This is a genomic window from Mucilaginibacter metallidurans, from assembly GCF_003286435.2.
Classification (GTDB): Bacteria; Bacteroidota; Bacteroidia; order Sphingobacteriales; family Sphingobacteriaceae; genus Mucilaginibacter; species Mucilaginibacter gossypii.
Genome location: NZ_CP043449.1, coordinates 6,692,007 through 6,706,899, shown reverse-complemented (window position 1 = coordinate 6,706,899; position 14,893 = coordinate 6,692,007). Strand labels below are relative to the sequence as shown.

The window sequence follows — 14,893 nt, the reverse complement described above, 5'->3', positions numbered from 1 at the left end:
ATCAAGCGGCTATCCAAGGCGTTTAAGCCGGGTATATAAGATTTCTTTCGCCCCGATGTTCAGCCCCTCTCTGCTCAATCGCAATGACACAACTTATAACTCAATCAATCCCTTTTCCTTCAGTTTATTGAGGTAGATATCGATCTCACTATCGCCCATGCCAAAAATACTTTCATTTTTCCAAAAGGCGTGGTAAATGGCCGTTTTGGTTTTAGCGCCACCATTATAAATATCCAGTAGTTTTTGTTCGATATAGCTCAACCCATCAGCATTGGTTTGCATCCGTTTAAGGTGCGCCTGTAGTGCGGGCTTAAGCAGCGGGAGGCCGCCCCAAAAGGTATTTTCGTTTAGCCATTTTTCTAACCCGGCGAGGTCATTATTAACATATAGCCTCCAGGCATCGGCGGCCAGGCCGAGCTCCCATTCGTTCAGGCGTTCGCGGGCATCATACAATTCTTCAAATTGTTCGCCGGTTAATTCGCCCAGGCCTTTCTTATTATCAAACTGAACACAATCTGCCAGGCAAATGAGGTAAATGGCCGGGGCCGACATATCGGTTTTCAGCGAAAGCATTTCCAATACGCCCAGCAGGTTTACCTGGCAATGCAAATCAAATTCAAACCACAGGTTAATCTCGGTATACCGGCTGTTTAGTTTGCCCAGTTCATCTATTACTTTATGCTGATATTCATCTGCCGGGGCACCGAATGTTGTCCCAATCCAATCGCGGCGCCCACTCCAGAAACTTCCTGAAAGGATATTTTCCTGTAAAGGGCCTTCAGAAAACACCTCGCGCCAAACCATAACATCGCCGTCGAGCCCGGTTTGATCAAAACCATCTAACGCGGCATCGCCATTTAATATATGTAGGATAGCGTTCATAGAAGCTAAGTTATAAATAAAACCAAGGGCTTTTCTAAAGGGAAGTTTGTCAATCTTAATTTTAAATTCAGATTGCAAAAGTAGGCGGCATATGGTACAGACTGGTGTTTTACATGCCGTTGCGCGGTACCCAGGCCTGGCTTTTAATGAGCCATTTACCGCTCACTATCCTTAATACGAACGAAAAGGCCCCCTGTTCTTCAAAATGCTCGCCGTTCACAAGGCCGGTATATTCAACAGGAGCTATGAGGTAAACTATTTCGTCGGTTTGCTGAAAAGTTTTGATACGCTGCAAATCGACTTTAAAATCCCTGATCTTAAAATCCTTAACCGCTTTTTGTACCGAATTTATCCACTGTACACCAGCCAGTTGCCCGTTCCACGAAAAAGGAGGCTGTTCATCGGCTACTACGGCATTAGGAGCGTAAAGATCAGATACCGCTTCGATACTGAAAGTGCCGGAAGCTTTTATTACCGTTTCAACAACCTGGCGTACCTCGGGCTTTAATTTAGCTACCGTATCGGCAGGCAGCATCATTTTTGCCGAAGCTGCAATACCAGGCAAACTGCTCATAAACATGCACAGGCATAAAAGGGGTAGTAAATGCTTTTTCATGATCTTAACAATTTCACACTATGCTATTAAAGCCGTTCAATATACGAATAAGCCGTTGTAAAAATACTTTTTGATCGCTATTGTTTCAGCTAAATTAAAAAGAGCTATAGGGTACTGAGTAACTTATTTCTTGTTGTTCATGTAATCAATGGTCATATTACACAAGGCTTTTACACCTAAACTAAAGCCGCTTTCATCAATATAAAAATCGGGCGTATGGTGCGATGGTGCTTTCAACGGATCGCCTCCCTTTGGCATACCGCCCAAAAATATGAACAAGCCCGGTACCTTTTCCTGGTAAAAGCTAAAATCTTCGGCACCGGTTACTGGGGGGCGCAACAGCACATTAGCGGCACCGGCAGTTTGCTGCAGGCTCGGCAGCATTTTCTGGGTAAGCCCTGGGTCGTTATAGGTAACCGGATAGTGGTTACTGTACGGAATCTTTACCGTAGCTGCAGCTCCCTGCGCTTCGGCAGTTTTGGTGGCTATTTCTGTTACCCGCGCAATCAGTAATTTTTCGTCGGCAGGGGTAAAGGAGCGGAGGGTACCCAGCATTTCAACCGATTCGGGGATGATGTTTGAGCGGTTACCGCCTTTTATAGCACCTATAGTTACCACCGCCGGGTTTTCGGTTATATTGATATTGCGGCTTACTATAGTTTGTAGGTTATTGATGATCTGTGCTGATGTTACAATCGGATCAACGCTCGACCATGGATAAGCCCCGTGGGCCGACCGCCCTTTTACGATGATCTGCATATCATTAACCCCAGCCATGGTACCACCCGGCCGGTAGGTAATTTTGCCAACTTCCGTTTGCGAATTAATGTGCAGCCCGAAAACCACATCTACTTTGGGGTTTTCCAGTACACCTTCCTTTACCATTTGCTCTGCCCCGCCTTTTTGACCGGGTTCAACGCCCTCTTCGGCGGGTTGAAAAATGAATTTTACGGTTCCGTGCAAGTCTGCTTTCATTGACGATAGCACCTGCGCAACCGCCATTAGTATGGCCATGTGCGAATCGTGCCCACAGGCATGCATCACGCCAACCTCCTGTCCGTTATAAGTAGTTTTCACTTTAGACGCAAACGGCACAGGTGTACGCTCAATAACCGGCAACCCGTCCATGTCTGCCCTCAAAGCCACAACCGGGCCCGGATGCCCGCCTTTCAATACCCCAACCACACCGGTGGTGGCTATGCCGGTTGTTACCTCAATACCTAATGATTGTAGATGTTTAGCAATAATGGCCGATGTGCGTACCTCATGGTTGCCCAGTTCGGGATGTTCATGAAAATCACGCCGCCAGGTTATTACCTGTTCCTGCAGGGCATCGGCTTTGGTATTTACCTGTGTACGTAAGGCATTTTTTTGAGCTATAGCTTGCAGCGAACACACACATAGTGATAAAATAAGGCTTGCTTTCATACGGGTTGTTTGGAGATAGTAATATAAGCACAATAGTTTAAATATGGTAGATTGGGGAGTACTGGCTATGAGCCCCAATAAAAAAGGTAAGCAAGCGTGGTTCTTTTCTTGAGATGACAGAGCTGTTAACTTAGGGCTGCAGGGGGTTAACAGGGTTAACACAATTTCGATTATAAGAACACAAATAATTGAAAATAAACTATTTAATAAACATGCAGGGTTACCTAAATCATCGACAAACTGGAGCCGGGTGGCCATCAACTTAAGTAAGAAAAAGCGCATAATCGCGTGGTCTCACATAGAAGTCGTCGGGGGAACTATGTTTGGCAGCGGTGTGAGGATTGACGCCCCATCGTTATTCTATCGCGTGCCCAAAGGAGGAATTAGTCTTATTGTAATACCTTCCAACATTTTTATTACCTTAAGCCCTCACATCAACAAAATATCTTTAAATGGCACTTTTAGGCAATTTAGGCAATTACAAAAACTTGGGGTTACTGATCATCCGGATCGGTCTTGGTATTATGTTCATTTATCATGGCTATCCCAAACTAATGGGAGGCACCGAAAGCTGGAAACACCTTGGCGACTCGATGAAATATGTCGGCATCCATTTTTGGCCGATGGTTTGGGGATTACTTGCTGCAGTTACAGAATGTTTTGGCGGTTTCCTCCTTATCATCGGGCTGGCTTTCAGGCCGGTTTGTATCCTGCTGTTTATTAACCTTGTGGTAGCCGCGTTAATGCACCTGGACACCGGAGGCGGGCTGGGCGATGCAGCACATGCCATTGAAGACGCTGTTATGTTTGCCGGTTTAATATTTATTGGGCCAGGGAAATATAGCGTGGATAAAAAATAATTACATTAATTTAATATTAAAATACCCGAATCCCTATCAACATTTGACATCACTTTCGCCTTAAAAAGCAAACAAATTTGGATGCATAGTTTTTGCAACCTCATATTGAAAGCAAAAGTAAAAGCCGATATCTATTAGAGCAAAACAGGTCACCGATCGGCGACCTGTTTATTAATCTCATTAAATAATTTTATTTATAGTAAGTATCCTGAAGCGATCTATCTGTTCCGTTATCATTATTATGAACCTTAAACTTGAAAATAAATTTCTGAGCTATAGGATCAACAGATACTATTTCGGCAGGCGAACTGATCGATATTTTTGCTCCGGCCAAAGTTCCATCAGCCAAAGCAGCTGCGTCATCAGCATTTATCGCTACTGCGAAGTTAGAATAAGTACCCGCATTCTGCGTAAATGTAACTTCATAGCGTAATCCCAGGTATCCGGAAGCAACTTCAAATTGAGTTGGAGTAACCGGAGACAAAGTGGCCGACTGTCCTTTGGAATCAGTTGTTGGAGTTCCTGTGCCTGAACTGTTATTATAACGTAAATAATCCCATTTATAAACGCCGGCAAAGTGGTTACCAATTACGTGATAATAATGGATACCGAAGTTACCGCTGATAGTAGTTCCTGAAGCATCTTTTATTACAATTGGAAGCATGTAACTTAAAGACGGATCTAACTTATTTTTATAAATAGTAACCGAAACAATTTTTGTGCGGGTACCTTTTGCTATAGTTACAGAGACATCGGTAAACACAAAAGCGTTTGCAGGCATAGCAACATAAGAAACGCTGTTATCAATTTTCGCGTAAGCTGCAATAACCGAGTTATCAACTGCCAAAGTTACTTTCGTATCAGTTGTCGGGATTGACGGCGACGCAATATTAACTGCAAACTGCCTAACAATAGTATCACCCGCTTCTGTGAACGCATCTTTACTAAAATTTGTCAAACCGCTTATCGGTAATTCGGCAATAGGTTTTGATGCCCCAAAGTCTACGTACCTGTCATCTTTAAGGCACGAGCTAAGTAATGTTACACCCGCCAACAGGATAAGGCCCGTTAGCTTCGAATATATAAACTTTTTCATATCTATCTCGTTTTAAATTATTTAGCCCAGAAAATCTTTGATTTGAATGGGTCAATGGTTCCTTCTTTACCTACGTTATCGGCGTTTTGCTGATACTCAGAAGTTGGATAAAACACCCTGGTTGGTAAACCTGTACCAATTGCTTTTGAATCAATTGATCTTGGTACAGCAGGATAGCCTGTTCTTCTGATCTCGTTATAAGCTTCAAGACTTCCGTAACCGGTTAATGAAATCCATTTTTGAGTAATGATAGCCTGAAGTTTATTAGTGCTCGCCGCCCAGCTTACATTAGCAATTGGCTGATTGTAGTAAGTTTTGGCATCATCCGCACTAAGGCCTAAAGCAACAAACGATGCTGTTATACCGCTTTCGTACAGAGTTTGCGCATTACCCGTAATAGTTCCGTTCACTACAGCTTCAGCCTGAAGGAAGTACGACTCGGCTGATGACATCAGGATGCCATCCTGTGTAGCTGATTTCAACAAGCCCGGGCCGATAGCGCTTGTACCCGCATTCGGAACAGCAGAATCATCACCAAATATGATACCAACACGTTTGATTTTCTTCGGATCATTGGCTATTGCAGCATAAAACGCCCTGGCTCTTAGTGTATCATTAGTAGCAGTTAATATACCTAATTCGTATGCATTGGCACGATAATATGCGTTGTTACCGGTTGGGTTACCATTCTGATCAAAACCAAAGCTTCTCCAGAATGGGCTTTGCTGGCCACCTACCGCGTCGCTATTGGCATAACCAGGTTGCGTAGCGGCTTTCACACTTGCGTTAAGATAGTTAGCATCACCCGAAGCTGGTAATGTAGCAGTTAGTTTACCGCGAACAGCCAAACGTAATTTTAAAGTGTTGGCAAACAATTTCCATTTAGCCATATCGCCTTTAAATACGATGTCTGAAACATCAGGGCTGGTAGCTGAAGCGTTACCGTCAATTAATGCGATAGCTGCATCGATTTGTTTAATCAGGTCGGCATAAATATCAGCACCTTTATCATATTTGGGGAACAGCGTTTTTGACGAGTTAAATGCCTCTGTGTAAGGAACATTGTTATAATTATCAACCAGCTGTTCAAAATCATACGCTTTCATGATTTTGGCAATCGCCCTGAATTTTGCAAATGAAGCATCAGCAGAAATAGTTTCCAGCGTGTTAAAGTTGGTTAAGTTTGCATATAGCGGGGCAAATACCTGATAGTTATCAGTAGTGAACTGGTATTGCTGCAACTGCGGGCTCGGCACATAGTTACCGCTTGGTGATAACTGACCTGCCCAAACGCCGTAGTGAGGGTAATTGATATTAACGATATCCGACGCTACTTTAAGTGCACCGGCCAAAGTAAATTGCGGAGTGGTGACCGACGGCGTGTTCGGGTTCACCGAAAGTTCTAAGAAGTCCTTCTTACAACCGGATAAACCGATAGTAACCAGACCTGCCATTATATAAAAATATTTTTTCATCTCTTTATCTTTTAAACTAATTAAAACGTTACGTGAAGATCAGCACCGTAAACACGGGTTGCAGGCGTTTGCGAAGCACTGTTTGTACCAACATCGTTACCAACAGAGTTACTGAACTCAGGATCGCCCCAAGGGTTGCTTTTCGGAGTCCATAACGCCAGGTTACGACCGGTTAATGCAAAGCTTAAACCTTTGATGAATCCTGTTGTACGGATAAATTTAGTTAAGTCAAAATTAAGTGCGATTTCACGGATTTTCCAGAATGCAGCGCTCGATACCCTTGGGCCGTTTGCGGTGTTATAAGCAGAACTTTGCCAGAAACCATAGTTACCATCGGCAACAGTGACATTGGTATTTGGAGTGTAAACACCCGGCGAAGTTTGGATAACCGAATTAGGATAAACAAAACGTGAACGGCCCGCTTCGGTTGAAATTTGTGATGAACCACCAAAGTTTAAGGTTGAACCAACACCGTTGTAGATGATGTAACCGCCGCGGAACTCACCAACACCCGATAAGGTTACGATATCGTAACTAACCTGGGCATTAACACCAAGGATGTATTTAGGCGTTGTACGGCCAAAGTTTCTTTGAGTAGGATCAACCGATGGCAAACCGGTAGTACCGCTTACAATTACACGGCCCTGAGGATCACGCAACAGATCTGAACCTTTGTAAACCGGGAAAGGCTGCCCCACCACTGCAAAAACGTTGTTATTAATTTGTAACGAGTTGATACCTGGCAATAACGATATAACTTTCGAATCGTTAATTGATAAGTTACCACCTAAACGTAAACCAACTTTGTTTTTAGCTTTGGTTAACACATCGGCGGTTAATTCAAATTCACCACCCTTTGACTCAATTTCACCAGCATTCAATAATACTTGCTGATAACCTGTAGCCGCAGAGGTACTAACTTTAAGGGTTTGATTTTTACTATTTTGTTTGTAATATGTGGCTTTTGCACTGATGCGGCCGTCAAAGAATGAAGCCTCAGCACCAAACTCAATCTCGTTGATCGACTCTGGTTTCAAACCGTAGTTATAGTGAATTGAACCTGCAGTTAAAGCACCTAACGAACCATAAGGGAAACCAGAGGTAACGCTGTAGGTATCAGTTAAGTTGTAAGGATCAATTGAGATGTTACCCACGCGGCTAACCTCGCCGTATAATTTTAAGTAGCTTAAAACTTTGTTATTTTTCAGGAAGTCGAGGGCATCAGTGGGGATGAACGACACTTTACCTGATGGATAGTAAAACGACCTGTTTGCAGTACTTAAACGAGAATCACGCTCATTCCTTACGGTACCTTCAAGGAACAGGTAATTTTTGTAGCTTAAGTTTAAAGCCGCATAATATGCAACCTGGCGAATTTTTTGCTCACCCTCTGAAGCTGAGGCAATGCCACCGATTGTGTTAATATTATAAAAGTCTTTGATCAACAGGTTATTGCTACCTGTGCTCATCGCTTTACGGTATTTTTGAGTAATGGTATTACCTAAAAGTAAGTTAACACCAAGGTCGTTATTGAAAAATTTATGATGGATAGTCACTATCGCATCTCCTTGTAACCTCGCATAGCCATCGCCATTGGCGGTACCGTCACCGTATTGGTAGTAATCATTTACCTGGCCCGGGGCTTTACCTGTAGTAAAAGTACTTTGTACACTACCTGCACCCAGCGGATCGCTGATGCTGTAAGGCGTAAAGTTTACCTCGCGGCGGGTGTATTTCTCCTGGTCGATACCAAAGTTATGTGAAACCCTGTAGTTCAGATCAACCCATTTGTTCACGGTGTATGACAAGGTTAAGTTTGACAAGAACACATCCCTTTGTTTGTTGATCCTTGAATTGTCAGTGATCCAGTATGGGTTGATGGCGTAAGCATCATAAAAATCGCTTGGATTTGAGAAGGTACCATTGTTTGAATCCCTGAAATCTTTAATATTCAGGAATGATGGCCACTGGATAAGGTTGGTGAACAACAGCGAACCATTGTAGCCTGTACCGTAAGTGCTGATATCTGTACGGGTGTATTCAACCGAGAAATCGGCTTTGAAGTTTCCGTAACTTTTAGCGCCACGCACACTCACCGACGTACGGTTGTTTTTATCGCTTGGCACTACACCTTTTTGGTAAGCGTTCTGAGCAGAGAAATAAAATGAGCTTTTGGAATCGCCCTGAGAGAAGCTAATGTTGTTTTGTTCAACAATACCTGTGTTGAAGAAAGCTTTGATAGGATTTTTTTTCTGAGCAGAGTATGGAACCATCAATACCGGACCATTAGGGCCGCCTGCAGGGTAACCTACCTGCACCATGTGACCGTCATACAGCGGACCATATTGCTGGTTTTCATAAGGAGTGTACAGCGAGAAACCGGTGATAGGATCAACATAAGGAGCGCCTTCACCGCCGTAGATACCGTATTGGTTTTGTAGTTTAGGGAAATAACCAACGTCCTGAAGCTGGAACGAATTGCTGTAAGTAATTACAGGCTTGGCATCCGTACCTCTTTTAGTAGTGATGATCATCGCACCGTTGGCTGCCTCCGAACCATAAAGCGCGGCCGCACCGGCACCTTTAAGGATGTTAATGTCGGCGATGTCGTTCGGGTTGATTGATGATAATGATCCGCCCGGGATTGGCACACCATCAACAACGATAAGCGCGGTGTTGTTACCCAGGGCCGACCTGTTACCACGTAAGGTAATCCTCACCTGAGGGTCGATACTGTTATCAATGGTTGATACCGCCAAACCGGCAACTTTTGCAGTTAAACCGTTGGCAACGTTAACAACGTTTGATTGGGTAAGTTCTTTACCACCAATTTTAGTTGATGAGTAACCGGTTTCTCTTGCAGCCTTTTTAATGCCCAAAGCACCAGTTACAACTACCTCTCCCAGCTGTTTAGCTGAGGGTTCAAGAACTGCATTAACAATTGATGAAGTTCCAACCGCCTTGTCAAGTGACGTGTAACCAACGAATGAAAATGTGAGCGTTGAATTTGCCGGTACGCTGAGAGAGAATTTACCGGCTGCACTGGTTTGGGTACCTATGGTTGTACCCTTAATCTTTACTGTTACTCCCGGAATGGGTAGGCCGTCGTCTTTGGCCGTAACCGTACCAGTAACTGTACGGTTTTGCGCGAATACTTGCGTCATAGACAACACAAGTAAGCACAAACTTACGAGTAGAAGTTTTTTCATTTCGTTAATAATAAGATCAGTTAATAGTTAATTAATCATAAAAGTAATGTTACGTTATCAAAAAGTCAAGTAATTTCTTTTAAAACGTCATTTTTTTTTCAAAAAACCAAGTTTCAGCTAAAAGAATAATAATTATAGTACTATGTATTGCATAATACAATCTAAAACATATATCTTTGTATTATGATCGTCGAAAACACCCAAACCCAAATGAGGAAAGGCATACTGGAGTATTGCATCCTCTCCATCATAGCTAAGGGCGAAACATATGCATCAGACATAATTGCTGAACTTAAAAAAGCCCAACTGCTTGTAGTTGAGGGTACTCTGTATCCTCTTTTAACCCGTTTAAAAAATAACGGACTGCTCACCTATAACTGGGTGGAGTCAATTTCCGGGCCACCCCGAAAGTACTATGTGCTCTCGGACGAAGGCCGTGCCGTACTTGAACAATTAGATAAAACCTGGCAGGAGCTGATATTTGCTGTTCAAACAGCTATCGGCGATAGAAAATAGAAAAACCTACAAACTCACTATAATCATGAACAAAACAATTATCATAAATATAAACGGCATGGTTTTTCACATTGAAGAAGATGCCTACGAAGTGCTGAAGAACTATATGACGGATGTAAAGCGTCATTTTTCAACTTCGGCCGATAGCCTGGAGATCACAACCGACATTGAAAACCGCATTGCCGAAATGTTTAACGAAATCCTTGCCCGCGATGCCAAACAAGTTATTGTTGAGGCAGATGTTAAGGAAGTTACTGAACAAATGGGCAGCGTACAGGATTTTGAAACTGCCGAAACCGACGCCAAAACTGCAGGTGGCAATCCGTTTGAGTACAATACCGAACGCCGCAGGCTTTTCCGCGACCCGGACGATCACCTGATCAGCGGCGTATGCGCCGGTATTGCCAATTATTTTGACATTAACCCGGCCTGGGTAAGGCTGGCCTTCGCTATCCTGGTACCTTTTGCCGCCATGGGCCTTATTATATATATTATACTATGGATGGCTGTCCCGAAAGCCATTACCCGCGCCGACCGTATGGCTATGAAAGGCGAAAAGCAGGACTTGAAGGGTTTTAAAAAGAACTTTGAAGAAGAGTTGAGTACCGTACGCGAAAACCTTCAAAACTTTAAACATGAAGCCAAACCGTTCATCTACCAGGTGCGCGACCTGATCAGCGATATTTTTGAACACCTTGCAGCCTTTTTAAGAGGTACCGGCAGTTTACTTGGCAAACTATTGGCTGCAGCTGTTTTATTGGCCTGCCTTGGCATGACCATAGCACTCATCGTTTCGCTTGTCGCTTTATTTGCGGCTGGTAATATGGGCATCTATAACCTGTTTCCGTTCAACATCACTAATCACCAGGCCAACGGCATTTTTATGGCGAGCGGCTTTTTAGTACTAACTATACCTTTATTAGCCATTATTTTATCAACCATAGGCTTCCTGTTTAAAAAAGCTTCATTTAACCGTTCAATTGGTACAACCTTGTTATGTATCTGGTTAGCTTCATTAGGTGCGGTTTCATATTATGGCGTAAAAACGGCGGCCGGTTTCCGCGAGGGCGGTAAATTTACGCAAACAGTTAAACTTAAGCCAACTACAAACAACACGTATTACCTACAGCTGAATGACACCAAGTATTTAAGCAATGAGGATAGCACCCGCCTTAAAATAAATGAACGCTTTAAAGGCATGATCATTTTAGATGATGATTTTAATGGCGATGATATGCCAAACCGCAATGTTAACATCGATATTGAAAAGAGCGATGTGCCGCAACCTGTACTGGTAGAGACTTTCAGTGCCCGCGGCAGCAATCTTGAAGAAGCCTTGATCAACGCCCGCAGCGCTTCCTATCGTTTTGAGCAAAAAGATTCGGTATTAAATTTCGATCGCCACCTGGAAATGCCTAAAGGCTTTTTATGGCGCGGGCAGGAATTACATCTAACCCTAAAAGTACCGCTTAACGCTAAGATCATTATTGATCAAAAACTCGATCGCAACATCAACTTTAATATATATGACTGCAAAAGCGATGGTGATGGCATTACCACAGCCACCTATATCATGACTGCCAATGGGTTAGAATGTAAAGTTGACCCAGTGAAGGCGGCCAAATTTAAAGCCGATAGTTTAAAGGCTCTCAGACAGGAACAGGATACTTTGCAGGCAAGCCCCGATACTGCAAAAGCACAATAAAAGCACCATCCTATGAAAAGCATTTTTAAATATATAAGCCTGCTAATTTTTAGCGGGCTTATTATTCCTTTTTACTTCCTGTTGCAAACAGGAGGCAAATCGCTTTTAAACAGCAGGATAAGCAATCGGGAGGCAACCATCCCCTGCCAAAATGGAATGCCAATTACCTTCCGGATTATTAAGGATATGGCAAAAAATTTAATGCCCGCATTAAAAAGTGAAAATAATCTGTAACCAACACCCCTGTTTTTGCATCTTACTATAAAAAGCAACACAATTACCATTTCCGGGTAATCCGGCAACATAAATTTAATAATCGTTAAAAAATGGCCTAAAAGCCAGGTGGGATTGTTTTGCTAAAAATTTAAATCAAAAGCATGAATACTATGAAAACAATCGCCTATATCTCATAATTACTAAACCCTAAAAAACCGGAAAAAGCACGCCGGAAACTAAAAACACTTATTTACAAATTTTTAAAAAGGAGCAATCCTTTAACGGCATTGTATTGCCCTTACTTTTAAACCGAACTAAAAATGAAAGCTATCATACACAACATATTTTATACACTGCTGCTTGTTGCTATCAGTTGCAGTGTATCCTTTGCCCAGCAGGCCGCGCCTGCCGCCAAGGTATCCGGGGCCTTAGTTAACGAGCAGGGCAAACCACTTGATTATGCGACTGTAAGCCTTTTACGCGCCTCCGATTCAACTGTGGTTAAAGGAGCATTAAGTAACGATGCCGGTGTTTATGTTTTTGACAACATAAAAGCGGGCAACTATATTATTAAAGCCACTGTTGTTGGCTATCAAAAAGCTGTAAGCAAAAGCTTCACCGTGCCTGCAAATACACCGCATGTTACAGCTCCTGCTTTGAACCTGCATACAGGCAGTACCGAATTAAAGGGAGTAACTATTACTGCTACCAAACCGCTCATTGAACGTAAAATTGACCGTACGGTAATGAACGTTGAAAACAGCGTACTGGCAGCGGGCAACACAGCCATGGAAATTTTAGAACGTGCACCGGGCGTTACTGTTGATAAGGATGACAACATCAGCCTGAAAGGCAAACAGGGCGTAACTGTCATGATCAATGACAAGCTAACCTATCTTACAGCAGCGCAGCTGGCTACTTTACTGCGTTCAACTGATGGCAATACCATTAAATCTATCGAGATCATTACCAACCCATCGGCAAAATATGATGCGGCAGGCAACTCAGGGATCATCAACATCAAATTAAAAAAGAATACACAATCGGGCACAAACGGCAGTATCACTGTAGGTGGTGCCAAAAGTAAATACTGGCGCGATAACAGCAGCCTAAACCTTAATCACAAACAAGGCAATCTCAATGTATTTACCTCATTAAGCAGGGGTGATAACAAACGCGGCCATGATATTGGCATTGACCGTATCATTACTGATTCGCTTGGCAATAAAACTTATTTCAACCAAAAATCAAGCCTGCCAAGCATCAACCATTACAATAACTATCGTTTAGGTGCCGATTATGACCTAACCCCAAAACATACTATCGGTTTTGTAGTAAGTGGTTATTCAAACAGCGAAAAAGACTTGAATGATAACCGCACAATTATCGGCAAACAATTTGGCGTGCCCGATTCTTCGTTGCACACTACATCAGATATCAGGCAAACCTATAAAAACTTCGCCCTTAACCTTAACGACAGGCTTAAGCTTGATACCAGCGGCCAGGAGCTGAGCATTGATTTGGATTATTCGAAATTCAAAAACAACTCCAATGCCATGTACAATACCGATTATTTTTTACCTGATGGAAGTATACAGCATGAACCACAAATGCTGCGTAACCAAACCCCGTCAACCATAAGCATCTATACCGGTAAAGCCGATTATACCAAACCGCTTACCAAAACCATCAAACTGGAAGCTGGGGTAAAATTCAGCAGCGTTAAAACTGATAATGACCTGCAAGCGCAGATCTTCAGCAACGGTGCTTATATTAATGATACTACACGTACCAACCGGTTTATTTACACCGAAAAAATCAACGCCGGATATTTGAACCTGAACAAACAGTTCAAAAAATTCTCGGTACAATTAGGCTTACGTGCCGAGCAAACCCGGTCTACAGGTAACCTGATTGGCAGTACACCTGTTAAGAGGAGCTATTTAAACCTGTTCCCAAGCGTATTTATTAACCAAACCATTAATGATAAAAACGAGGTAAGCTTTTCGTACAGCCGCCGTATTGATCGTCCGGGTTATGACGACTTGAACCCTTTTGTTTATTACCTTGATCCTTACACTTATTCGCAAGGTAACGCGTTCCTGAACCCGCAATACACTCAAAATTTTGAGCTTAATTACACTTATAATAAAACCATCAACGTAAGCCTCGGTTACAGTCACACAACCGATGCTATTACCGAGCTGATATTAACCGAGGGCAAGCGCTCATTTGAAACACATCAAAACCTGCAAACCCAAACCGGTTACAATATCAACATCAACACGCCATTCACTATTACCAAATGGTGGGAAGGCAATGTTAACGCAACCGCGTTTTACCTGGGCTTTAAGTCGGATACCCTTGCCGGTCAAAAGTTCAATGATGGGCAATGGGCTTTCCAAGGCCGTACAACACAAACATTCAAGTTTGCAGGCTACCGCTTTGAAGTAACCGGCGATTACCAATCATCATTAACCTACGGCATTTACAAGATCAGGCCGCGCTACTCGGTAGATATGGGTGTCAGTAAATCGTTCATGGAAAAGAAATTCAACATCAAAGCTTCATGCGATGACATCTTCAACATTCGCCGCAATGATTTGAGCAGCCAGGTGGTGAACAATAACTTTGTTATCAAACAAAAAAATGATACCCGGGTAATGCGCCTTACTTTTACTTATAACTTTGGTAACAGTTCTATCAAAATGCGTCAGCACCGCAGCGGCGCCGATGATGAAAAAGGAAGGGTAAAGGGGAATAATTAACCCCCCAGCCCCCTGAAGGGGGAGCTTTTGATTAGCATGGCTATAAGTTAAAATTAAAGGGCTTGTTTCCATTTTGGAAACAAGCCCTTTAATTTTAAAGCGATGTAGCTGCTCCTCCTTTA

10 protein-coding genes are annotated in these 14,893 nt (G+C 42.9%); 4 read left to right on the top strand and 6 right to left on the bottom strand.

Annotation, left to right across the window (positions count from 1 at the left end; all coding sequences use genetic code 11):
* Positions 1–93 precede the first annotated feature (93 nt).
* The 3 genes from DIU38_RS28865 to DIU38_RS28855 form a co-directional block, all read right to left on the bottom strand.
* On the bottom strand, positions 94–882 hold the full coding sequence (locus tag DIU38_RS28865) for a hypothetical protein (protein ID WP_112656108.1): 789 nt from the start codon (positions 880–882) through the stop codon (positions 94–96).
* Positions 883–991: 109 nt separating this feature from the next.
* Entirely contained in the window at positions 992–1,498 is a 507-nt protein-coding gene (locus DIU38_RS28860) for a DUF4440 domain-containing protein (RefSeq protein ID WP_112656106.1), read from the bottom strand.
* 123 nt (positions 1,499–1,621) lie between these two features.
* A complete protein-coding gene (locus tag DIU38_RS28855) occupies positions 1,622–2,926 on the bottom strand; it encodes an amidohydrolase (protein ID WP_112656104.1) in 1,305 nt (434 codons plus the stop codon).
* A gap of 452 nt (positions 2,927–3,378) precedes the next feature.
* Here DIU38_RS28855 and DIU38_RS28850 point away from each other — a divergent pair, with 452 nt between their 5' ends.
* A complete protein-coding gene (locus DIU38_RS28850; RefSeq protein ID WP_112656102.1) occupies positions 3,379–3,786 on the top strand; it encodes a DoxX family protein in 408 nt (135 codons plus the stop codon).
* 190 nt (positions 3,787–3,976) lie between these two features.
* Here DIU38_RS28850 and DIU38_RS28845 read toward each other — a convergent pair whose 3' ends face one another.
* The 3 genes from DIU38_RS28845 to DIU38_RS28835 are packed head-to-tail and all read right to left on the bottom strand — an operon-like array spanning position 3,977 to position 9,521.
* Positions 3,977–4,882: a DUF1735 domain-containing protein gene (locus DIU38_RS28845; protein WP_112656100.1), complete on the bottom strand. Its 906-nt coding sequence runs from the start codon at positions 4,880–4,882 to the stop codon at positions 3,977–3,979.
* Between the two features lie 17 nt (positions 4,883–4,899).
* The gene (locus DIU38_RS28840) at positions 4,900–6,357 is read right to left on the bottom strand and encodes a SusD/RagB family nutrient-binding outer membrane lipoprotein (protein WP_112656098.1); all 1,458 of its coding nucleotides are present in this window, start codon (positions 6,355–6,357) and stop codon (positions 4,900–4,902) included.
* A gap of 20 nt (positions 6,358–6,377) precedes the next feature.
* A complete protein-coding gene (locus tag DIU38_RS28835; protein WP_167516307.1) occupies positions 6,378–9,521 on the bottom strand; it encodes a SusC/RagA family TonB-linked outer membrane protein in 3,144 nt (1,047 codons plus the stop codon).
* A 228-nt stretch (positions 9,522–9,749) separates the two neighbouring features.
* On the opposite strand from DIU38_RS28835, the gene DIU38_RS28830 reads away from it, so the two are divergent.
* From DIU38_RS28830 to DIU38_RS28820, 3 genes are all read left to right on the top strand, one after another.
* Positions 9,750–10,082, top strand: coding sequence for a PadR family transcriptional regulator (locus DIU38_RS28830; RefSeq protein ID WP_112656094.1), 333 nt, complete (start codon positions 9,750–9,752; stop codon positions 10,080–10,082).
* A gap of 25 nt (positions 10,083–10,107) precedes the next feature.
* Positions 10,108–11,787, top strand: coding sequence for a PspC domain-containing protein (locus DIU38_RS28825; RefSeq protein WP_112656092.1), 1,680 nt, complete (start codon positions 10,108–10,110; stop codon positions 11,785–11,787).
* Positions 11,788–12,323: 536 nt separating this feature from the next.
* Positions 12,324–14,771, top strand: a complete 2,448-nt coding sequence (locus DIU38_RS28820; RefSeq protein ID WP_112656088.1) for an outer membrane beta-barrel family protein — start codon at positions 12,324–12,326, stop codon at positions 14,769–14,771.
* Positions 14,772–14,893: the final 122 nt, after the last annotated feature.